18 protein-coding genes are annotated in these 19,445 nt (G+C 56.4%); 6 read left to right on the top strand and 12 right to left on the bottom strand.

The window, feature by feature from the left end:
- The first annotated feature begins 158 nt into the window (after positions 1-158).
- The 3 genes from G340_RS0104150 (at position 159) to G340_RS0104140 (ending at position 3,888) form a co-directional block, all read left to right on the top strand.
- On the top strand, positions 159-1,334 hold the full coding sequence (locus G340_RS0104150) for a tyrosine-type recombinase/integrase (RefSeq protein WP_020072399.1): 1,176 nt from the start codon (positions 159-161) through the stop codon (positions 1,332-1,334).
- 320 nt (positions 1,335-1,654) lie between these two features.
- Positions 1,655-3,370 carry a methyl-accepting chemotaxis protein gene (locus tag G340_RS0104145; RefSeq protein ID WP_020072398.1) on the top strand — a complete coding sequence of 572 codons (1,716 nt, stop codon included), beginning with the start codon at positions 1,655-1,657 and terminating at the stop codon, positions 3,368-3,370.
- Positions 3,367-3,888, top strand: coding sequence for a chemotaxis protein CheW (locus tag G340_RS0104140; RefSeq protein WP_020072397.1), 522 nt, complete (start codon positions 3,367-3,369; stop codon positions 3,886-3,888). The genes G340_RS0104145 and G340_RS0104140 overlap by 4 nt, the downstream gene beginning before the upstream one ends.
- A gap of 222 nt (positions 3,889-4,110) precedes the next feature.
- Here G340_RS0104140 and G340_RS0104135 read toward each other — a convergent pair whose 3' ends face one another.
- Both G340_RS0104135 and G340_RS18190 read right to left on the bottom strand, forming a co-directional pair.
- Positions 4,111-5,487: a PhoH family protein gene (locus tag G340_RS0104135; RefSeq protein ID WP_020072396.1), complete on the bottom strand. Its 1,377-nt coding sequence runs from the start codon at positions 5,485-5,487 to the stop codon at positions 4,111-4,113.
- Positions 5,488-6,005: 518 nt separating this feature from the next.
- Entirely contained in the window at positions 6,006-6,230 is a 225-nt protein-coding gene (locus G340_RS18190) for a hypothetical protein (protein ID WP_020072395.1), read from the bottom strand.
- A 316-nt stretch (positions 6,231-6,546) separates the two neighbouring features.
- Here G340_RS18190 and G340_RS0104125 point away from each other — a divergent pair, with 316 nt between their 5' ends.
- Positions 6,547-7,545: an aromatic acid exporter family protein gene (locus tag G340_RS0104125; protein ID WP_033402159.1), complete on the top strand. Its 999-nt coding sequence runs from the start codon at positions 6,547-6,549 to the stop codon at positions 7,543-7,545.
- 67 nt (positions 7,546-7,612) lie between these two features.
- Positions 7,613-7,915, top strand: a complete 303-nt coding sequence (locus tag G340_RS0104120; protein WP_020072393.1) for a DUF6506 family protein — start codon at positions 7,613-7,615, stop codon at positions 7,913-7,915.
- 84 nt (positions 7,916-7,999) lie between these two features.
- Here the strand turns inward: G340_RS0104120 and G340_RS0104115 are convergent, their stop codons facing one another.
- The 10 genes from G340_RS0104115 to G340_RS0104070 form a co-directional block, all read right to left on the bottom strand.
- Positions 8,000-8,392, bottom strand: coding sequence for a MaoC family dehydratase (locus tag G340_RS0104115; RefSeq protein WP_020072392.1), 393 nt, complete (start codon positions 8,390-8,392; stop codon positions 8,000-8,002).
- Between the two features lie 122 nt (positions 8,393-8,514).
- Positions 8,515-9,711 carry an acyl-CoA reductase gene (locus tag G340_RS0104110; protein ID WP_020072391.1) on the bottom strand — a complete coding sequence of 399 codons (1,197 nt, stop codon included), beginning with the start codon at positions 9,709-9,711 and terminating at the stop codon, positions 8,515-8,517.
- A complete protein-coding gene (locus G340_RS0104105; RefSeq protein WP_020072390.1) occupies positions 9,695-10,777 on the bottom strand; it encodes a LuxE/PaaK family acyltransferase in 1,083 nt (360 codons plus the stop codon). The genes G340_RS0104110 and G340_RS0104105 overlap by 17 nt, the downstream gene beginning before the upstream one ends.
- Positions 10,774-12,195, bottom strand: coding sequence for an AMP-binding protein (locus tag G340_RS0104100; RefSeq protein ID WP_020072389.1), 1,422 nt, complete (start codon positions 12,193-12,195; stop codon positions 10,774-10,776). The genes G340_RS0104105 and G340_RS0104100 overlap by 4 nt, the downstream gene beginning before the upstream one ends.
- Positions 12,196-12,197: 2 nt before the next feature.
- On the bottom strand, positions 12,198-12,431 hold the full coding sequence (locus tag G340_RS0104095; protein WP_020072388.1) for a hypothetical protein: 234 nt from the start codon (positions 12,429-12,431) through the stop codon (positions 12,198-12,200).
- Positions 12,432-12,567: 136 nt separating this feature from the next.
- Positions 12,568-13,869 carry an acetyl-CoA hydrolase/transferase family protein gene (locus tag G340_RS0104090; protein ID WP_020072387.1) on the bottom strand — a complete coding sequence of 434 codons (1,302 nt, stop codon included), beginning with the start codon at positions 13,867-13,869 and terminating at the stop codon, positions 12,568-12,570.
- Between the two features lies 1 nt (position 13,870).
- The gene (locus tag G340_RS0104085; protein WP_020072386.1) at positions 13,871-14,185 is read right to left on the bottom strand and encodes a NifU family protein; all 315 of its coding nucleotides are present in this window, start codon (positions 14,183-14,185) and stop codon (positions 13,871-13,873) included.
- Between the two features lie 88 nt (positions 14,186-14,273).
- Positions 14,274-15,722 (bottom strand): 4-hydroxyphenylacetate 3-hydroxylase family protein, encoded by a 1,449-nt coding sequence (locus tag G340_RS0104080; protein ID WP_020072385.1) that lies wholly within the window; start codon positions 15,720-15,722, stop codon positions 14,274-14,276.
- A 94-nt stretch (positions 15,723-15,816) separates the two neighbouring features.
- Positions 15,817-16,617, bottom strand: a complete 801-nt coding sequence (locus tag G340_RS0104075) for an N-acyl homoserine lactonase family protein (protein ID WP_020072384.1) — start codon at positions 16,615-16,617, stop codon at positions 15,817-15,819.
- A gap of 485 nt (positions 16,618-17,102) precedes the next feature.
- On the bottom strand, positions 17,103-18,521 hold the full coding sequence (locus G340_RS0104070; protein ID WP_020072383.1) for a sigma-54 interaction domain-containing protein: 1,419 nt from the start codon (positions 18,519-18,521) through the stop codon (positions 17,103-17,105).
- Positions 18,522-18,954: 433 nt separating this feature from the next.
- On the opposite strand from G340_RS0104070, the gene G340_RS0104060 reads away from it, so the two are divergent.
- Complete coding sequence (locus G340_RS0104060; RefSeq protein ID WP_020072382.1) at positions 18,955-19,380, top strand: PPC domain-containing DNA-binding protein; 426 nt, start codon at positions 18,955-18,957, stop codon at positions 19,378-19,380.
- Positions 19,381-19,445 lie beyond the last annotated feature (65 nt).

Here is a 19,445-nt window from a genome sequence, read left to right as displayed (position 1 = left end):
ATTATATAGTATCTTATTTTGCTTGTCAATCTGACAGGCAGTACAGTCTTTTGACAAAAAGGACAGATGATTTTGAATGAAAATACAGTTCTTTTTCGCCTGTTCTGAAAAGTATCGCCGTCAGCAACAACCGTCATAACGAAAGGAGACATTTGAATATGCCGCGCAAAGGAGAAAATATTTATAAACGCAAGGATGGACGATGGGAGGGGAGGGTACTGAAGCCGGACGGAACATATCGGTACCTGTATGCGAAAACCTACCGGGAAGTCCGCTGTAAGATGAAAGACACGCGGGAGCTGAACAAGCTCGTCCATCCAAAGAGAACAGGCGGGGAAGAAAGCGCCGCGGACTTGTTTGAGGCATGGCTATCCGGAGAGATCACCACCCGTTTAAAGCCCTCAACTTACGAAAATTATTATCACTGCATCAGCAGATATGTCATCCCCTATTTCAGGCTCCCCGGCAACGCGCGGCTTTCGCAGGAGTCCATCAAGCAGCTTGTGGAAAAAATCAATCAGAATACCGTGATTTCCGTATCGTACCGAAGAAAAATTCTTTCCATCCTCAAAACGGCGCTCCGGGAAATATACAGGAACACTCCGAACCACCCCTCCGTCACAGAGCTTATAACCCTCCCGAAGGTCAGGAGCGGCAAAGAAGTGCCGGTGTTCTCCATGAAGGAGCAGCGGGTACTGGAGTATGCCGTGCAGCAATCGGAAGACAAAAGGCTTTTGGGGATTCTGCTCTGCTTTTACTCCGGTATCCGTCTCGGCGAGCTTTGCGCCTTACAATGGGAGGATTTTGATTTTGACGCCGGCGCCGTGTCCATTACACGTACGGTGTCGCGCATCCGCAATCGCGAGCCAAACGGAGAAAAGACGGTTCTTTCTGTCGGAACCCCAAAAAGTGAGACCTCGCTGAGAAAAATTCCGCTGCCGGATTTTTTACTGCGGCTGATCGAAAAAAACAGTCCCCCCGCCCCGGAGGAAGGCTGCTATATGCTCTCGGGGAAGGCGGCTCCCTTCGACCCCCGAATCTACCAAAGGCTGTACAAAAAGGTTTTGGCCGCGGCGGGGGTCAAAGACCGAAAATTCCACACGATCCGCCATACCTTTGCAACCAGGGCTCTGGAGCTGGGCGTCGACATCAAAACCCTCAGCGAAATACTGGGACATTCCAGCGTGAATATTACATTAAACGTATATGCACACTCTTTGATGGAGCAGAAAAAGGTCGCCATCGAAAAGTTTAATGAGATGCATGTGATGTATATGAAGCCGGCATCATTCGCCGTCGATTCTGCCGTCATAGCCTCCCGCGTTTCCGGATAAGCCCTGAAAAAAACCCCTGCCGGTCTTCGTTTAGGATAAACTGCGACACTGCAAGAGGCCGATTGATTCTATTATATCCTCTGCAAAGAGCAAAGATTCAAAAATTTATTCCGGGACATTTCGGGAGAGATTTCTTGGAATACATAACGCAAAACAGCAAGAAAAGAAGATGCTGCCTGCGTGTAAAAAGGCAAGCTTTGCTGGAACAGGAGGCAAATGCGGTTTTTCTTTCCGAAGGCATCCCGAATGGGAGCACGTCTCAAGGGCGGGAAAGCGCCGTGGCGGTCCGGAGAAAACACAATACAGGAGGGTTCAGGGTTATGAGGAAATTCAAGGATTTTAGCATTTCACGCAAGCTGCTTACGGGGTTTCTCAGCTTGGTGCTTGGCATGATCATTGTAGGCGGTGTGGGCGCTTTCGGTCTGGTTCAAATGCATAACAGAGATATCTATCTGTATGAAGAGCAGACAGCCCCCATTCAAAATATTTACGAGGCTTCCAGCAACCTTTTGCTGATCCGAACAGAAGTTCGCGGCGGAATGATCTATGCGGGCGACGCGCAGAAGGTAGACGAGTATTATCAGAAATATCTGCAGGAAAAAAAGGACTACGATACTGCGATACAGACGTACCGCAAGACGATGTACCGCCCCGATTCGATTGCGCTGTACGAAGAAACCTCCAGGTTGATTGAAAATACATATATTCCTGCTCTGGAAGAATCCTTTAAAAAGTCAAAAGCGGGGGATAGGGACGGCGCAATGAACGCGATCCTCAACATCTCTGATGAAATGACCACCATATACAATAATTTGGAGACACTGCTGACCAACCGCATGGAGGCGGCCAAGGAGACCAGTGATTCCAACGGCACCACAGCAAACCTGCTGATCGGGGCGCTGATTGCCGCTGTTCTGATCAGTGCGGGAGGCGCTATTTTCTTTGGAAACCGGATCTCCGACATCATCAGCAAGCCCATCGGGCGCGTGACGGAAGCCGCCGGACAGATCGCGCTCGGCCGGGTGGATGTTGACCTGAGCGATGTGGATTCCAAGGATGAAATCGGCGCTCTGGCGGCGGAATTTACCAGGATGCTGGAGGGGCTTCGCAGGCAGGTGCAGGTTGCGGAGCGGATCAGCAACGGCGATTTTACCCAGCAGGTTCCCCTGCGCTCGGACGTAGACGCGATGGGGCTTTCTCTGCAGAAAATTGAGGACGACCTCAGCGCCACCCTGAAAACGATCAGCGTGGCGGCGGAGCAGGTCAACACGGGGTCGGAGCAGGTATCCGCAGGCGCGCAGGCGCTGTCCTCCGGCGCCACAGAGCAGGCGGCCACGGTGGAGGAGCTCAACGCCTCCGCGGTGAGCGTTGCGCAGCAGGCGGAACAGAATGCCGTCAGCGTGAAGAAGGCGATGGACTATGTGGAACAGGCCGGCCGGGGCGTTGCGCAGAGCAATCAGCATATGCAGAATCTGAATACCGCCATGCGTGAAATCGGAACCTCCTCGCAGGAAATCTCCAGAATCAGCAAGCTGGTGGAGGACATTGCGTTCCAGACCAACATCCTTGCGCTCAACGCCGCGGTGGAGGCGGCCCGGGCCGGAAGCGCCGGAAAGGGCTTTGCGGTCGTCGCCGACGAAGTGCGCAATTTGGCCGCCAAATCCGCGGAGGCTGCCAAGCAGACCTCCGAGCTGATCCAAAAATCCGTATTGACGGTATCTGAGGGCGAACGGCTTGCCGATGAAACGCTGAAGTTGTTGGAAACCGTTTCGGAAAAAGCGCAGATGGTGGATCATGCGGTGCGCGAGATCGAGTCCGCCTCCTCAGAGCAGGCGGCGGCCATCGAGCAGATCAATCAGGGCATTTCGCAGGTGTCCGCCGTCATACAGACGAACGCCGCCACCGCCGAAGAGAGCTCCGCTTCCAGCGAAGAGCTGGCCGCCCAGGCGCAGGCGCTTCAGAGCGAGGTTTCCAGATTCAAGCTGGCCGGCGGCAGCGAATGGGCGCTCCCGCGCGAAAAGGAGCTGTCGATATGAAGCTGCAGGAACGATTGGATTCGCGGCATCAGCAGGGGGAGGAGATCAAAAAACGGTACCTGACCTTCCAGATCGAGCATCAGCTGTTCGGCATGCCCATTGCGCAGGTGGTTCAGATCGTGGGAATACAGGAGATTACCGAGCTGCCGGACCAGCCGGACTACGCCAAAGGGGTCATCAGCCTGCGCGGGCAGATCATTCCCGTCGTCGATGTGCGCATTCGGTTCGGGAAACGGGAGGCGGAGTATACGGACCGAACCTGTATCATCATCACCCGCGTGTCCGGCCGCGATTTCGGCCTGATTGCGGACGAGGTGGATGAGGTCACCGACATATTGCCGGAGCGGATTTCCCCGCCGCCCAAAATGACGAAGGAAACCCTAGAGACCTATTTGACTGGGATTGCCCGGCTGGAGGCGGTGGAGGGCCAACAGGATAAAATCGTCCTGCTGGTTCACCCCGGGAGAATCCTCGGCGAGGACGAAGCCGCAGCCTTGGCGGAGCCCGCACGGGAATAGTAAAAGCCATGCGCCGCATGCCGGCGGCCCGCCTCGTTTTCAGCGGCAGGCCGCCGGTGGGGATCAACCGGCGTCAAAAAGCTTTGAGAATACGAAAAACCTGATCGCAGCCCGGAAAAGCTGTGATCAGGTTTTTTCATATGGATGCAGGAGGTCGCTTTGCGGGCTACCTACGCCGGGCCCGCGTTTCATCCAAAGAGCGAATCGGCGCGGCGGGGATTCTCAAAGCGTTCGCTCGGCCAGCTTTGCAAGCGGGCTCCGTTCTACCTCACTCAGCGTGACGTGGCCGGTCAGGTTCGAGTCCTTCAGCCGCTCCACCAGATAAACCAGGCCGTTGGAACGAGAATCCACCAGAGAATTGTCGATCTGGTTGTCGGTGGGGTCGCCGATAAAAATAAATTTGGAATTCTGTCCTGCTCGGGTCAGCATCAGCTTTGCGATGTGCGGGGTGGTTTCCTGCGCCTCGTCCACAATCACGATTGCGTCGGACAGAGTTCTTCCCCGCATGTAAGTGAAGGTCTTCATATCGATGACGCCGGTATTTTTAAAATGCTCGATCAAAGAATCCACCGTTATGTTGTCCTCCGTACAGTTCTTTCTGGGCTTGCGGCTTCGTTCGCGGTACATCAGGCTTTCAATGGCGTCATAGAAGCTCCCCATCCACGGGCGGAGCTTTTCCTCTTCATCCCCGGGGAGAAAGCCGATGTCGTCCCCCGCCGGAACAACCGGGCGCACAAACACGATTTTTCGGTAAGCGCGCTGCTCCACCACATTTTCCAGCGCGACGGCCGTTGCCAGAATGGTTTTTCCCGAGCCCGCGCCGCCCGTTACCGAGACGAACTTTACGCTATCGTCCATCATGAGCTCAAAGGCCATTTTCTGCTCCAAATTGAGGGGAGTCAGCCCCCAGGCCATCCGGTTTTCGTACCGCATGGGTACGAGCTTCTCCCCGTCAAAACGGGCGACCGCCGTGTGATCCGGGTTATCCCTTGCGTGGATCAGCACAAACTGGTTTGGGCAGAGCGAAAGCTTTTTGGGGCACTTTAATCCGGATTCGTACAGCTTGTCGATCTCTTTGGAGGACAAAACCGTGGTCGTATAGCCCTGGTACAGGTCGTCGAGAATCACGCGGTCGGTTTCGTAGTCCTCCGATTTCAGGCCGAGCACCTCCGCTTTCAGGCGCATGCAGATGTCTTTGGACACGAGGACGGTGGTTGTTTCCGGTTCCTTTTTCTGAATGCTGAGCGTGGTGAGAAGGATGCGGTTGTCGTTTTTCTTCAAATCCAGCTCGTCGGCGTATTCCGGCATATTATGATAACCGTTCGGTTCCACCCGAAACAGAATATTTTTTTCATAGGGGATTCCCGCCTGAATGCTCTGCTGCGATCTTCCCTCCACAATTTTGGAAAGCTCCCGCACCGCCTGCCGCGCCTGGCAGCCGCACAGGCCCTCGCGGGATTTCAGGGAATCCAGCTCTTCCAGAACCACCATGGGCAGAATCACGTTGTTCCCCTTAAAATTGCAGATGCATCCCGGGTCGTGCAGTAATACGTTTGTGTCGAGAATATAATTTTTTCTGACTCCATTTTTCTGCTGCATTAACTTACCTCCCAAATGATCATTTTGTGTTGCAAAGCGGATGGGGATTCTGGAGAAAGGCGTTTGGGTTTCTTCCTTGAAAAACTATAAAACGACGCCGCTTCCAAGCGCACAGGGAACTGTGCGGCGCTGGTATGGCCGGCGGTTTGCCGCCGTTCATCGTCAATGGGCGCCGCGGGGCTTGCAGATTGAAAACCGGATGGCTTTCAAGTCCATGGACGATATCAAAAACAAAGCGGCACCACATCAGGCTGTGTGGTGCCGCTTTGGCGCGCAGTTGGCCGCGGGAGCGGAGAAATCGACAGAGTTTGGAAGATCCGCACGTTTGCAGGGCGAAAATTGCCCCTCCCGCAGATTCGGGAAAGGGCCTGGCGCCTCTATGCCTTGCCGCGTGTTTGGAACAGGCCGGTTTGTGTGCCTGTTTTCTTTGTTCAGCCGTATGCTCCGGGCCTTCGCCATTCTCATCGCCTCTTACGTTAAGAATACGCTGATTTTGTTCAGAGAAGGTTATTGGCAGATTAGAAATCGCCAAAGGGAAGCTTTCCCAAAGCGGCGGGCGGTATCCGGTCTTCTTTGGGAGCTTCTGTGGAACGGGTCAGCGCGCAATATACGGCGCGAGCATCCGATCGATTTTCCGCTGCATTTCCTCCACCGTGTGTTAACCGGTACCGGGCCTGAACGGCGGCGCGCTGTTCCCGGCAGTCCAGCATTTGCTCCAACGAAACCTCTTGCCCCAAAAGCACAACATCCCTTCTTTCTCTGTATGGTCAGTAGCAGATCACCTGGTCAGCGGCAAGGTACGGCCCGCTGTCTTGGTAACAGAGGTTTTTCATATGGGCGGTTCTGCTTTTGCAATCCATTATGTGGCCGGGCGAGCTTTATGGGGAGTCGTCACCCCATGCTTGTCCGGTTTTCGGCTGTGTTTTGTCTATCATATGCGGGAAATTTCCTGTTGCTACTGCCCGGAGTTGAAATTGTGTGGAGAACCCAATATAATAAAGTCAAAGATTGGGAGCGCGGCACAGAGCACGGCAGGCCGCCTCCGGCATATGGAGGGGGATGCGCTTGAAGACTTTGCTCAAATCCGCGGGAATCAAGGCGGTAAAGGCGGCGGCCGGGGCCTGCGCCGCCATTGCTCTGGCCCTTGCGCTGGGGCTGCAATACCCCACGGCGGCAGGCATCATCACGCTGCTCAGCCTGCAGGAAACGAAGCGGGAAACGCTGATCACCGCGGGGCGGCGCATCCCGATTTTTCTGGCGGCGACGGCCATCGCGTTTTTCAGCTTTCAGTTGCTGGGCTATACGGTTGCGGCCCTCGGGGTCTATCTGCTGGTGTTCGTCACGCTGTGCCATACCGTTTCCGCCGCTGCGGATATCGCCATGTGCTCGGTGCTGGTCACCCATTATTGGGTAGAGCGCTCCACGGCGCCGGGGCTGATCGTCAACGAGCTTCTGCTCCTTGTAATCGGCGCGGGCATCGGCATTTTGCTCAATCTGTTTTTGCCGGTCGGGCTCCACGCCATCCGCAAAGCGCAGGGGGAGATCGATTCTGCCATCTGCCGGGCGCTGGATCAGATCGCGGATTCGATTCAGGGCCACACGGTTACTCATCTTCCCCAATTTTTGGAGCTGGAGCGTCTGCTGGAGCAGGCGCGTGCGCAGGCAAACCGGGCTGCCGACAACGCGCTGACGCTGGACCTGAATTATTACCGGGAATACATCGACATGCGCATGAACCAGTTTCTGGTTCTTCAGCGCATTCAGATCGGCCTTCTCCGGCTTGGCGGAGCGCCGTCTCAGGCGGAGCCGATCGCCGTGTTCCTGCACAGGATTTCTTCCACCTTTGGGGAATCGAACAATGCGGCGGCGCTGCTCGACGACGCGAACAGAATCCGTGCGGAATTCCGCGCCAGCGAGCTGCCCCGCACCCGCGAGGAATTTGAAGACCGCGCCGCCCTGCTGCACATTTTTAACGAGCTGGAGCATTTTTTGCTGCTGAAAAGCACCTTTGCCCAGTCGCTGACCCCGGAGCAGAGGGCGCGCTACTGGAACGAATAGCCGTCGCTTGCCGTTGGGCGGTAGCCTGAATCGAGAGAAAAATAAATTTCAGATAGGAGCAATTGCCATGAAAAAGAAGTTTGCATTTGTTTTGATGGGGGAACATTATGCGCCGGAACAGCACCAGGCCCGCTTTGAAACGGAAAAGCAGATTACCGGTATTTTTACGGTGAAGAGCTACGAGCAGGCATGCCGAAAGCTGACGAAGCTGGAGCAGGAGGGCTTTGGGGCCGTGGAGCTCTGCGGCGCGTTCGGCGAGGAAAAGGCCAAAGAGCTGATTGCGCTGACGCACGGGAAAATTGCGATCGGCTTTGTAACGCATCTGCCCGAACAGGACGAACTGTTTGCCCGCTTTTTTGCAAAGGGCTGATCCTTTTTTGAAATAGGGAAAACAAAGCGACCTCCCCGGCCACAGGCTGGGGAGATCGCTTTGGTTTCCTCCATTTTCATGTGTTCAGGGCGGCAGCACCACCGCGTATCCGGAAAGCACCAGCTCCTGCTTTTGGCTGCGGATCTGTACCCGCAGGCGCACCTGCCCGTTTTCCGGGTAAATCTGAACCACCCGGCAGGAGGCGGTGATGGTGTCACCGCAAAACACCGGGCGCACAAAACGCAGCTCCTGACTGACGTAAACGGAGCCTGGCCCGGGGAGCTGTGTGCCGATCAATGCGGAGACCATCCCGGCCAGCAGCATGCCGTGAACAATGGGCGCGCCGAAACGGCTTTCTCCCGATTCCAGGGTGTGCAGGGGATTCTGATCGCCCGTCAGCCGCATGTAGTCCTCCAGATCCCGCGGCGAAAAGCTTCTGGTGCGCTCTGCACAATCTCCAACGGATAAAGATGTCATCGTCTTGCTTCCTTTCCGGTTAATGCCTATAGGAACGCTGCTTTCTGAAAGCGGCCGATTTTCCTCCGCCAAAGAGGGGAGAACCCTCCCCTTGAGAGAAGGAGGTGTTCCGTTGGTAAATCCTATGAAAAATGGATGGCGCGGCTCATGGCGCGGATCAAATCGATTCCGTCCCATACCAGAGAAAACTGCGTGCTGCCGCCGAGCGGTACCACACGGTCAATTCCCGCGGGACGGGCGCGGCGCAGAAATTCCCGCAGCTCTGCCGTTTGAATTCTGTAATAACAAAGCGTTTGGCAGCGCTCCCCTAAGATAGGAAGCAGCGCGTCGAGTGTCTGCGCATGGGTTTCCAGAAACAAGCCGTCGCCGGTCCAAAGCTCCAGCAGCTCCGGCGTCAGGTGAGGTGTCAGCACCCGCACAGCGTGGTTGCTTTGTGCGCACAGGCGGATTTGCGGGTTTTGGGCCGCCATAAGGCAGAAACGCTCCCGTTTTTTGACCGCGTGAACCGGCAGAAAATCTGCCCGGCTTTGGCACAGGCGTTCCACCTCTTGCCACAAAAGGCGCTGGGCTGCTTCGACCCGTGCGTATTCCCCCAGCCAGAGCAGAGCGCGGGGAGAGGTGCAGGCCCATTGCCCGGCAAAGTAGGCGTCCGCATAAAAGCGTTCCGAAAGCTGCTCCGGGTCGGGGGCGCTCAGGAATGTCCCTGCGTCGATGACGCACACGGAATAGCGGCTTGCAAAGGAAAGCTCCACCGCGCGCGGAGAAAGCGGCAGCCGCCGGATTTGCCGGATCGCCTCGTCGCCGCCCCACAGAACGCGCACGCCGCAGCGTTCCGACAGCCGCGCCAGAACCGGGTGATCGTGCTCGCACTGAAAACAAGTGATGTAGGGCAGAAGCTCCCGAAATTCCGAGTGCAGCAGCGCGTCCATTTCGCGGCACAGCAGCCTTGCCTGCGGAAAATCCTGCGAGGAAAGGCGCACCGCGCAGGCGCACCCCGCCAGCAGGCCCGCCGCCAGCGAGTACGCAAAGTTCAGCGGAACGTTGCCGGGGCACACATGAAACGCCAGTCCGCGGCCAAAACGGAGGCTTTCCGTATCCCAGTCCTTCGCGAGCCGCCGAAGATGATTGCTCCGGCACCAAAACGCGAAGGCGGAAAGATCGGGAAAGGAGTGTGCCTCGGGGTTCTGGCGCAGCCGAATGCTCAATGCGTTCAGGAACCGAAGCACCGGTTTCTCAAAAATGGAGAAAGGCGGCATAACCTGCTCCAGAGAAGACAGCTCCCCCGTGAGCGGCATCAGCTTCTCATCCTGCGTAAACATCGCTGCACCCCCTTGGCTGCGCCTGCCGCAGACGGCCGGTGACCCAAAAGCTTTTCCCCAGCCTGCCGCAGGGGCAGTCGTCCGCCCCCAGAAAAACGCCCTCGTCCTCCGTTAAGATGCTGTGGCCGGGGTAAGAGCGCGGCAGCAGGGAAAGCACCTGCAGAATGCCCGGTTCTCCCGGCTCGCACAGGGAGAAATCCTCCGCCCTGCGCACGAATACCTCGGAAAGCTCGCTGGCGTGAAACCGCCCGGCCCCGCACTGAAAAAAGACGGAGCCGGCCTGCTCTGCCATGCCGTAGTAATTGTAAATGCGGTGCAGACCGCAGCATTCGTTCAGGGCGCGCCGGAATTCCTCCGGCGGCACTGCCTGATCGAGCAGCTTCTTCCAGCCGCCCCCGTGAATGAGAATTCCGCCAGAGAAATCCAGATGTTCCGGGGATTTGCGCAGCGCCTGACAAAAGTATTTCCACACCATAAAGGTGAAGCCGAACAGAAGAAACGGCCCGCCGTTTGCCTGCTCCAGAAACATGCGGATGGCCGGCAGATCGAGCGTGAAATCCTCCCGCAGGGCAAATACGCGCCGCCGGGCAAAAAGAGAAAAGCCCAGGATTCCGGCGGCCCGCGCGGAAAGCCCGCTGCCGTGCGCGAGGATGGACGGCTGATCCAGAATCAGCATCGGCAGGCGCGCTGCGCCAATGAAATCCGCGGCAATGTGCGCCAGCGCGCGCTGCTGGTCGGCGGCAGTCTCCCGGTCCAGCTCCACATGAACGGTCTGGCTTCCTGTGGTACCGGAGGAGGTAAGGGATCGGGCGTATTCCTGCTCGGAGGGAACACTGCTCAGCCGCATGGCTTTGAACAGGCCGCTGGGGAGAAAGGGCAGCTCCCGCGTTCTGTGGGTAGCTTCGGGGTCAAATTCCAGCGCGCGCAGAATATTGGCATACGGCTCGCAGTGGACGCTGTGGTAACGGGTCAGCTCCAGTGCTGCGGGGAAGAACAGGGCCTCCTTTGCCGCCTGCGGCAGAGAAAACGGCGGTATTTCCAGCAGCTGCGCAACATCCTTTGTCATAGCAGCTCCTCCAGGCGCGGGTATTGGATTTTACCGGCCTCGTTTCTGGGGATTTCCGCGACGGGATGTGCGGCAAAGGCCCACGCGGGGAAACGAAGCGTTCCGGCCAGATCAGAAAGCGCGTCCTGCGCGGTGCAGTGCGGGGACTCTGCGACGAACAGATCGATATGATCGTCGCGCCCCAGGCACGCGAAATCCGCGCCGCCGAACCGCTCGCGCAGCAGGCGCTCGCATTCGTCCAGACTTACGCGGCTGCCGAACAGCTTTACCATCCGCTTTTTGCGCCCGGTAACGGTATAGCAACCGTCCGTATCCCGCATGGCGAGGTCCCCGGTAAACAGCATGCCGTCAAAATCATCGCCCCGCGCCAGATCGAGCGGGCCCTGCGCATAGCCGAGGGCCACGTTCGGCCCCTCGTACACCAGCTCGCCCTCCCGGTACGGCTCCGCGATTGTTTCTCCGCTTTCGCCGACCAGGCGAAAGGCCCCGCCGGGTATGGGGATTCCGATGGAACCGCATTTTTCCTCCGCCATTTGGTAAGGAAGGTAGCTCATGCGGGCGGTGGCCTCCGTTTGGCCGTACATCGCGTAAAAACGCAGCCCGCGTTCCCGGGCGAATTCGGCACAGCGCCGGTGCATCCGGTGCGGCAGCTTGCCCCCGGCCTGAGTGAAATACCGCAGACTCGGCAGCTCACGCTCAAAGAATCCGGCGCGCTCCAGCAGGGTGTAGGTCATGGGTACCCCACTGATGCTGGTGGCTTTTTCGCGCTCAAAATAATCCCAAAACTCCTGCTGAATCACACTGTACTCGCTGAGCAGCACGGTCCCGCCTGTCAGCAGGTGGCTGTGCAGAATTGAAAGGCCAAAGGTGTAATGCAGCGGCAAGGTCAGGATCGGGCGCTCAGAGGTGGAGTTGAGCTCCAGATACTGCGCGATTGCCTCGGCGTTGGATAGAAGATTGCGCGCGCTCTGGCGCACCAGCTTGGGGCTGCCCGTTGAGCCGGAGGTGGTCAGCAGCAGCGAGAGCTCAGGGTGCAGCTGCGGGCAGTCGGTACAGTCCGTTTGCAGCAGGGTGTAATCATACAGTGTCTGTACTGGCGTGTATTGGGAAAACGCGCCGGATTTTTTCTGCGGAACCCACAAAAAGCTGGGGCGGTACAGTGTAATCAGGCGGCTTAGAAGCTCCGGGGTCAGCTCGCTGTCCAGCAGCAGGGGCACCGCCTGCGTGGACAAAAAGCCCACATATCCTGCGGTAAAGCCGATGGTACTGCTGGTCAGGCAGAAGATCAAAGTGCGCCGCACCGGCCACTGCGCCACACGGTTTACGGCGGCTGCGAGCTGAGAATAGGTCAGCGCGGCTCCGTTCGGTTCCACCAGCGCGGGATGCTCCGGCGGATGCTGTTCCAATGAAAAAAACATGGTCAGACCTCCACGCCGTATTTCCTCAAAATCTCTTTTCCTTTTTCATAGCTGTTAAACAGGATGACGTCGGTGGAGTTGATGGAAATATTAAAGGTGTCCTCCATCATGGTGATCATCTCGATATGCTGCAGGGAATCCCAGTTGCCGCGCAGATAAATCAGTGCGGGGAGGTCTTCCTCCGCAACGCCGAACAGCTTCATAAATACCTGATTGTATTGTTCCAAATGAGTCATGGTGTCAATTTCCTCCAGAGAGTGGCAGTGGCGCCTGCCGCCTGCTTCGGCGGCCTGCGTATTGGTAGAAAGCGCACCGGAGAGGCCGGAGCCTCTCCGGTGCCTTTGGTGTGGGAGAGTGTATTGTTGAAAGAGGTTATCCTCCGAAACGGCGATGGAATTCTTCCATCAGCTCCTCCCGGAAATCCGGGTGAGCGATTTCAATAAGCGCTTTCGCGCGGTCGCGCAGGGTTTTGCCCTTCAGCTTGGCTACGCCGAATTCCGTTACGATATAGTTCACGTCGTAGCGGGAGGTAGTCACCGCCGCGCCCGCATCGATTTGCACCGCAATTTTGGAAACGCGCGTGCCGTCCTTTTTCACTAAGGATGACGGCATGGCCATAATGCTCTTGCCGCCGCGGCTCAGGTTTGCGCCGCGCACGAAATCGACCTGGCCGCCCACGCCGGAAAACTGCCGCGGGCCGATGCTGTCGGAAACGACCTGGCCCATCAGGTCAACCTGAATGCAGGAATTGATGGAAACCAGATTGTCGTTCTTCGCGATGACCGCGGGGTTGTTGACATAATCCACCGGATACATCGCGACGGATGGATTGTTGTTGACATAATCGTACAGGCGGCGGCTTCCCATCAGGAAGGTGACGACGCACTGGCCCTTGTGCAGGGTCTTGCGGCGGTTGGTAATCACGCCGGCTTCCACCAGCTCGACCACGCCGTCCGAAAACATTTCGGAATGAATGCCCAAGTCTTTCTTTTCCTTGAGGAACAGCAAAACCGCGTCCGGAATCGCGCCGATGCCGAGCTGCAAACAGTCTCCGTCTTGAATGAGCGAGGCGCAGTGCTCCCCGATGGCGCGCTCGGTTTCGCCGATTTTTGCCTGCCCCAGCTCGATGATGGGCTCATCCGCCTCTACAATGCAGTCCAGCTCGCTCACGTGGATGAAGCTGTCGCCGAGGGTGCGGGGCATATTGGGGTTGATCTGGGCGATGCGCAGATCCGCGATTTCCGCCGCGGGCTTGGTGTAGTCTACCGAAACGCCGTAGCTGCAGTAGCCATGCTCATCCGGCGGGGAAAGGTGAAGCAGCGCCACGTTGGGATGCAGCTCTTCGCGCAGAAGGTCGGGAATCTGCGAGAAATATACCGGGGTGAAATCCCCGCGCCCTTTCGCGATGGCGTCTCTGGTAGACGCCCCTAAAAACAAACTGTTGTGGCGGAAGTTCTCCGCGTATTCGGGCAGGCAGTATTCGCCTTTGCCCATCGCCACCATGTGAACAATCTCCACATTGCGGTACGCTTTGGCGTTTTTTACCATCGCGTCGATCAGTGCGCCGGGTTCACCGGTGGCGTGCGCCACAACCACGCGGTCGCCGGATTTGATATGAGAAGCGGCCTGCTCCGCCGTCATCCGCTTTTGCTGATACAGTTCCTGCCAGGACATGTTACGTCACTCCTTGTTGTTTTTTTGTGCCGGTATGCCGGCTGGTCAGAAACTCCCGCGCCTGCCGCAAAAGGGAATCGCTGACGCCGGTATCGAGCACGACGCGCCGGATCTGCGGGAAACGGCTTTGCACGGCGGAGGCGATCAGCTCCTCGGTGGTCAGGGAAGCGGACGGGCAGTTGGCGCAGGCGCCCAGCAGGCGAATGGTCAGCACGTCGTCGGTCAGGCCGACGATGCTGAGGTTCCCCTGGTGCAGGGCAAGCTGCGGACGAACCTGTTCTTCCAGCAGGCGTTCGATTTCAGTCAGTTGAGTCATAAAAAAACACCTCGGTTGGTTAATTCCGATTCCCCGCCGCCCGGGAGTAGCACAGGCGGCGGGTACGAAACCGGAAAGCACGGGCGAATTAGTCGATATGGGCGATGGCCTTGGCCAGCTTCTTTTTCGCGCCGATATTGCCCTGGCGGGCGATCATGATGCGCTGCGCCTGCGGGGAGCCCGCGCCGTGCATGGATTCGGTGCGGTAGCCGACGGCCGCCGTGCCGAGAGACATGTTTTCGATCAGGCGCAGGACGCGCAGACGGTTCTCGGTGGAAACGGCGTTGACGCCGCGCAGGTATTTGTCCACATAGGGGCCTACCACCGGGTCGCGCAGGTCTTTTTCAGACGGAGCGGTCACCATCAGGCCGCCGGCGATATCCTCGGCCAGCCGCACGATTTCATAGGGGAAGCGGGTCACGTTCTGCTTGCATACGTTGGCGAGCAGCAGATCGATCAGGTAGTTGCCGGACGGGGTGGGCTTGCCCTCTGCGGAGCACGCGATGCCGCAGGCAAACAGGGTTTCGTTCAGGTGCACCATCTCAATCAGCTTATCCTTCACGGCGGAAGCGCGCTCCACGCCGTTGTACTCGGCGGCCAGCGCCGCCGCACCGATCAGAACGTCGCCCACGCCCACCTTACAGCCGCCGTAGCTCTGTCTGTGGTAACCGGCAAAGCGCTCGACCAGCATTCCGGCAAACTCGACCTCGCCGTTGAGGAAGATGCGGTCGTTCGGAACAAACACGTTGTCGAACACCACCAGGGCCTCTACGCCGCCAAACTCACTGTTGCCCACGTCCATCTCGCTGCCTTCCAGTTTGCGGGTGTCGCAGCTCTGGCGGCCGATGATCATGAAAATGCCCTCAGCGTCGGTCGGTACGGCAAACGAAACGGCATAATCCTTGTCGTCCGGGCCCATGGCGATGGTGGGCATGACGATCACCTCGTGGGAGTTGATGATGCCGGTCTGGTGCGCCTTTGCGCCGCGCACCACAATGCCGTCGGGGCGGCGCTCCACCACATGCAGGTACATGTCGGCGTCAGGCTGTGCGTGGGGGGCCAGCGAACGGTCGCCCTTGGGGTCGGTCATCGCGCCGTCCACCGTCCAGTCATTTTCTTCGGTGGCGATCGCAAATTTTTTGAAGTTCTCAAAATAATTGGTTTTGTACTGCCGGTCGGTCTCGAAGGTGGTGGAATAGAGCGCGTTGAACGCGTCCAGGCCTACGCAGCGCTGAAAACAGGAAGCGGTTTTCTGGCCGAGCAGACGCTGCATTTTCACCTTGTTTACCAGATCCTGCGTGCTGTGGTGGATATGACAGAAGCGGTTGATTTTGTTCCCGGTGATCGCAGAGGTGGCGGTCATCAAATCCTCGTACTGCGGGTCCTGCGCCAGGTCATAGGTCATGCGCACCGAATTCAGCGACGGGCGCAGAATCGGGTGATCTACCGGGCTCTCAATTTTCTCGCCGAACATGTAAATCTGCAGGTTCAGCCTGCGGATGCTTTCGATGTATTGTTCTCCGGTCATAAGTGCCATGGTAAAATTCCTTCTTTCTGAGTGAATGGGTCGAATGAATTCCCAATGTGAATAATTCAAATGGATTCAAGCTGTAAAATGCTCTGCGGGTAAATCAGTCGTAATAATGGGGGGCGGTCTTTAAGGTCTGGAAGAACTCATAATCGTGGGCAAAGATCACCTTACCGTTATACTTTTCTTCTAAATCGTGAACCTTCTGAACAGACTGGAAGTGCGCCAGGCTGTCATACAGCAGGCCGGACATTTTGGCGGGCGGCCCGTAAATCTCGGAGGTGTATACGGCGTCCTGCGGCAGAATGAAGGTGCTGTTCTCCATATGTACCACAAGGCCAAGCAGTCCGGGGGTATGGCCGGGCAGGTTGACAACATCCACACCGGGAACCAGCTCGAAGTCGCTGTCGATCAGATGATACTGCTTTACGGAAACGTCCATATCACCCTTAACATAGCCGCCGTGCGTGGTCGGGTCGGGATTCAGGTGTACCTGTGCCTGCGCATTGAGGAAGTCTGCCTTCGGCACATACACGTCTGCATGGGGGAACAGATGCAGGTTGCCGGCATGGTCAAGGTGCATGTGAGAAACAACGACCGTCTTGATATCCTCGGGCTTTACGCCGACCAGAGCAAGCTGGTTTTCGAGGCGCTCTTCCTCTTTCTGGTAGAGGGGGTACACTTCCTGCAGATTCTTTGGCCAGTAGCCGTTCATGGCCTCCGGGTTGCTGCCGGTGTCATAGAGGATGTATCCGTCCCCGGTATCGATCAGAAAAGCCATGACGGGCAGTTTAATCCATTTGTTGGTGACCTGCGGCTGGCTGTAGGTTCCGATGGTGGAACAGGCGACTACATTGTTTTTGTCTGTCTCCAGATAACCGGTGTTCAGGATGTACAGTTTCATTTGGGTTCCTCCTTATAATTTGAGTTGGCTCTTGTGGAAAGCCGGTTGTAAAAGAGTTAAAGCAAGTTCTGTGCCATATGCGCTGATTGGTGTGAGATGATCGTCCGATTCTACGAATCCGACAATTTTAGATCGGCCTTTTTTGGACTTTCGTCAATTGAATTTTGAGAATAGAAGGGAGTCTTGCATTCTGAACAAAGACCAATTGCAAAAATAATATAATAAATAAAATGTTCTCTGCTGTTTTTTATAAATTTAATACGATTGATTGCGCATTGTTGTTTTATTATTAAAACACCGATGCTGATATGAAACAAACCAGCGCCGACAGAACGAAGCCTGTGTCGGCGCTGGTTTTGTGTGTCAGAACCGGAATCTGGCTCTGTTTTATTTTTGATTGAATTGCAGCAGCATTGGAAAAGGGAATCGGTTTTTTCCATTATCAATAACATGGGGGAAAGCCGGAATTCTAAAATCCGTTTCTTTTAAGCTTTTCTATTGTATTTTTTTCGCTTGCGCACATAGGTGGCCGGGTCCATGCGAAGGCTCTGTGCGGCCGCGCGAACATTTTTCCTGTTTTCGTATGCTTTATCGATGTACTCTTTTTCAATTTTTTCAAGATACGCCTTCAAATCAAAGTCCTCGCTGCCGCCGCTGGGGGTGGGACACAGACCCGCGTTTTGCAGCATCAGGTGCGCGCTGTCGATTTCGTCCGCGTCGCTGATGATGAAGGAACGCTCCATCACGTTTTTCAGCTCGCGCACATTGCCGGGCCAGTTGTATTCCAAAAGGCTGATGAAAGCGCTTTGCGTGAGGAATTTGTTCTGGTTGTATTTTTTATTCAGTTTTTCCAGCATATGCTGCGCCAGCTTGGGAATGTCGTCCTGCCGTTCGCGCAGCGGGGGAATGTGAACGGGGAACACATTCAGCCGGTAGTACAAATCCTCCCGCAGCCTGCCGCTTTTGACCATGCTCTCCATATCGCGGTTGGTGGCGGCCACAACCCGCACATCCACCTTTACCGGCTTGCCGGCGCCCACGCGCACGATCTCCTGCTCCTGCAGAACGCGCAGCAGCTTTACCTGCAGGCTGGTCGGCAGCTCGCCCACCTCGTCGAGGAAGATGGTGCCCTTGTCGGCAATCTCAAACAGGCCGGCTTTTCCCTCTCTGTTGGCGCCGGTGAAAGCGCCGCGCTCGTAGCCGAACAGCTCGCTTTCGGCCAGAGCCTCCGGTATGGCGCCGCAGTTCACCTTGATGAACGGCCCGTCTCTTCGGGGGCTTTTCTTATGCAGGTAAGAGGCGACCATCTCTTTGCCGACGCCGGTTTCCCCGAGCAGCAGAACCGGCGTGTCCAGCAGGGCGGCCCGCCCCACCATGCGCAGCAGGTTCAGCATTTTTGCGTCGGCCACCACCATGTCGCTGGTCTGCATCAGCTGCCTGCGGATGACCTCGATTTCGCCTTCGTAGCGCTGGGCCTGCTCCTGCTTTTGCGCCAGCTGTTCCTTCAGATTGTACAGCTCTGAAATATCGCGCACGTTGGTAACCACCATGATGATCTCGTTCTGCTCGTTGAAAACGGGAGTGCTGGTGACGATAGCGCGCTTCCCGGTTCGGAAGGTTTGATCGATGGTGATGGTGCTTCTGCCCTTGAGGGCCATCAGGGAAGCGGAGCGCGAGATAATCCCGTGTTTTTCCAGCTCCGTCATGTTTTTGCCGAGTACATCCTTTTCGTTCAGACCCGAAATCACTTCGTAAGAATGGTTGATCCAGATGGTATTGGCCCGTCCGTCGGTGATGTAGATCCCGTCAAAGGAGCTTTCCAGAATGGCGATCAGGGCGTCGGTTGTGTTCATGGCATCCGGGAAGTTTGTCGTTTTGTGCACATGCACAGGATTTCGCTGCATACGTCCTCCTTTGTCAGACAGACGGGATGTTGCTCCGGCGCGGCTGATCGGGCCGGTTTTTCCCGCGGTGTGATTCGCCGGCCTTTCATCGGCGGCTTTTCTAAACAATACGCTGTGATGAAAACGAAAATCTCTGTGGCCATTATAACAAAAAATTCTGTAAAATCAAATCCATATTTAGCATGTATGCGCTGAGGAGGACGTCGAGAGCAATTTCTATCATTGTGCTCGGGCTTGGTTCGGCTCCTGTTTTTGCCTCCATTTCTTTCAAAACCGTTAACTTTTGTAAAAGCTTTGTTCATTTACTTTCCCCTGCTTTCGCAGTATAATAAGGATCAATGTACTGCCGGCCTGCAATCCGGCGGCACGGCGGAAAGCGGGGTGCTACCTGCGCCGCATCCGCAGACCAGCATTGTGAAAGGACAAAGCATATATGGAATATAAAAGATTCAACGATTCGATCCTAGCCAGACTCGATCCCGGCGAGGAGATTCTGGCGTCCGTTCGCGAAATCGCTTTGAAAGAAGAAATCAAGCTGGCGTCTGTCAGCGGTTTGGGCGCCGTGAACAGCTTTACGGTGGGCGTTTTCAAAACAGCCGAAAAGGAATACAAAGCGAACCATTTTAACGGCTGTTATGAGATTGTGTCGCTCACGGGCACGATCAATACCATGAAGGACGAATTTTACTGCCACCTGCACATGAGCGCCGGGGGAGAAGACGGCAGCGTGGTGGGCGGCCATCTGAACCGGGCGGTTGTCAGCGCCACCTGCGAACTGGTCATCCGCGTAATCGACGGCAGGGTGGACAGAAGCTTCAGCGAAAAAGTAGGGCTGAATCTGTTTGATTTTCACGGCTGACTTTTGGGCAATTCATGCGGAATCTTCCGGCAGGTACCCACCGGAAGATTTTTCTGCCGTTGGGC

Origin of the sequence: Faecalispora sporosphaeroides DSM 1294, assembly GCA_000383295.1 — a bacterium.
Taxonomy (GTDB): domain Bacteria; phylum Bacillota; class Clostridia; order Oscillospirales; family Acutalibacteraceae; genus Faecalispora; species Faecalispora sporosphaeroides.
This window is presented reverse-complemented; position numbering and strand designations above follow the sequence as displayed.

Coding starts and splice junctions, on each gene's coding strand:
- G340_RS0104135 (WP_020072396.1), bottom strand. CDS start 5,487: ATGCAGCAGAAAAATGGAGTCAGAAAAAATTATATTCTCGACACAAAC.
- G340_RS0104075 (WP_020072384.1), bottom strand. CDS start 16,617: ATGAAACTGTACATCCTGAACACCGGTTATCTGGAGACAGACAAAAAC.
- G340_RS0104145 (WP_020072398.1), top strand. CDS start 1,655: ATGAGGAAATTCAAGGATTTTAGCATTTCACGCAAGCTGCTTACGGGG.
- G340_RS0104095 (WP_020072388.1), bottom strand. CDS start 12,431: ATGACTCATTTGGAACAATACAATCAGGTATTTATGAAGCTGTTCGGC.
- G340_RS0104085 (WP_020072386.1), bottom strand. CDS start 14,185: ATGACTCAACTGACTGAAATCGAACGCCTGCTGGAAGAACAGGTTCGT.
- G340_RS0104125 (WP_033402159.1), top strand. CDS start 6,547: ATGCGCTTGAAGACTTTGCTCAAATCCGCGGGAATCAAGGCGGTAAAG.
- G340_RS0104140 (WP_020072397.1), top strand. CDS start 3,367: ATGAAGCTGCAGGAACGATTGGATTCGCGGCATCAGCAGGGGGAGGAG.
- G340_RS0104090 (WP_020072387.1), bottom strand. CDS start 13,869: ATGTCCTGGCAGGAACTGTATCAGCAAAAGCGGATGACGGCGGAGCAG.
- G340_RS0104120 (WP_020072393.1), top strand. CDS start 7,613: ATGAAAAAGAAGTTTGCATTTGTTTTGATGGGGGAACATTATGCGCCG.
- G340_RS0104115 (WP_020072392.1), bottom strand. CDS start 8,392: ATGACATCTTTATCCGTTGGAGATTGTGCAGAGCGCACCAGAAGCTTT.
- G340_RS0104105 (WP_020072390.1), bottom strand. CDS start 10,777: ATGACAAAGGATGTTGCGCAGCTGCTGGAAATACCGCCGTTTTCTCTG.
- G340_RS0104110 (WP_020072391.1), bottom strand. CDS start 9,711: ATGTTTACGCAGGATGAGAAGCTGATGCCGCTCACGGGGGAGCTGTCT.
- G340_RS0104060 (WP_020072382.1), top strand. CDS start 18,955: ATGGAATATAAAAGATTCAACGATTCGATCCTAGCCAGACTCGATCCC.
- G340_RS0104150 (WP_020072399.1), top strand. CDS start 159: ATGCCGCGCAAAGGAGAAAATATTTATAAACGCAAGGATGGACGATGG.
- G340_RS0104100 (WP_020072389.1), bottom strand. CDS start 12,195: ATGTTTTTTTCATTGGAACAGCATCCGCCGGAGCATCCCGCGCTGGTG.
- G340_RS0104080 (WP_020072385.1), bottom strand. CDS start 15,722: ATGGCACTTATGACCGGAGAACAATACATCGAAAGCATCCGCAGGCTG.
- G340_RS0104070 (WP_020072383.1), bottom strand. CDS start 18,521: ATGCAGCGAAATCCTGTGCATGTGCACAAAACGACAAACTTCCCGGAT.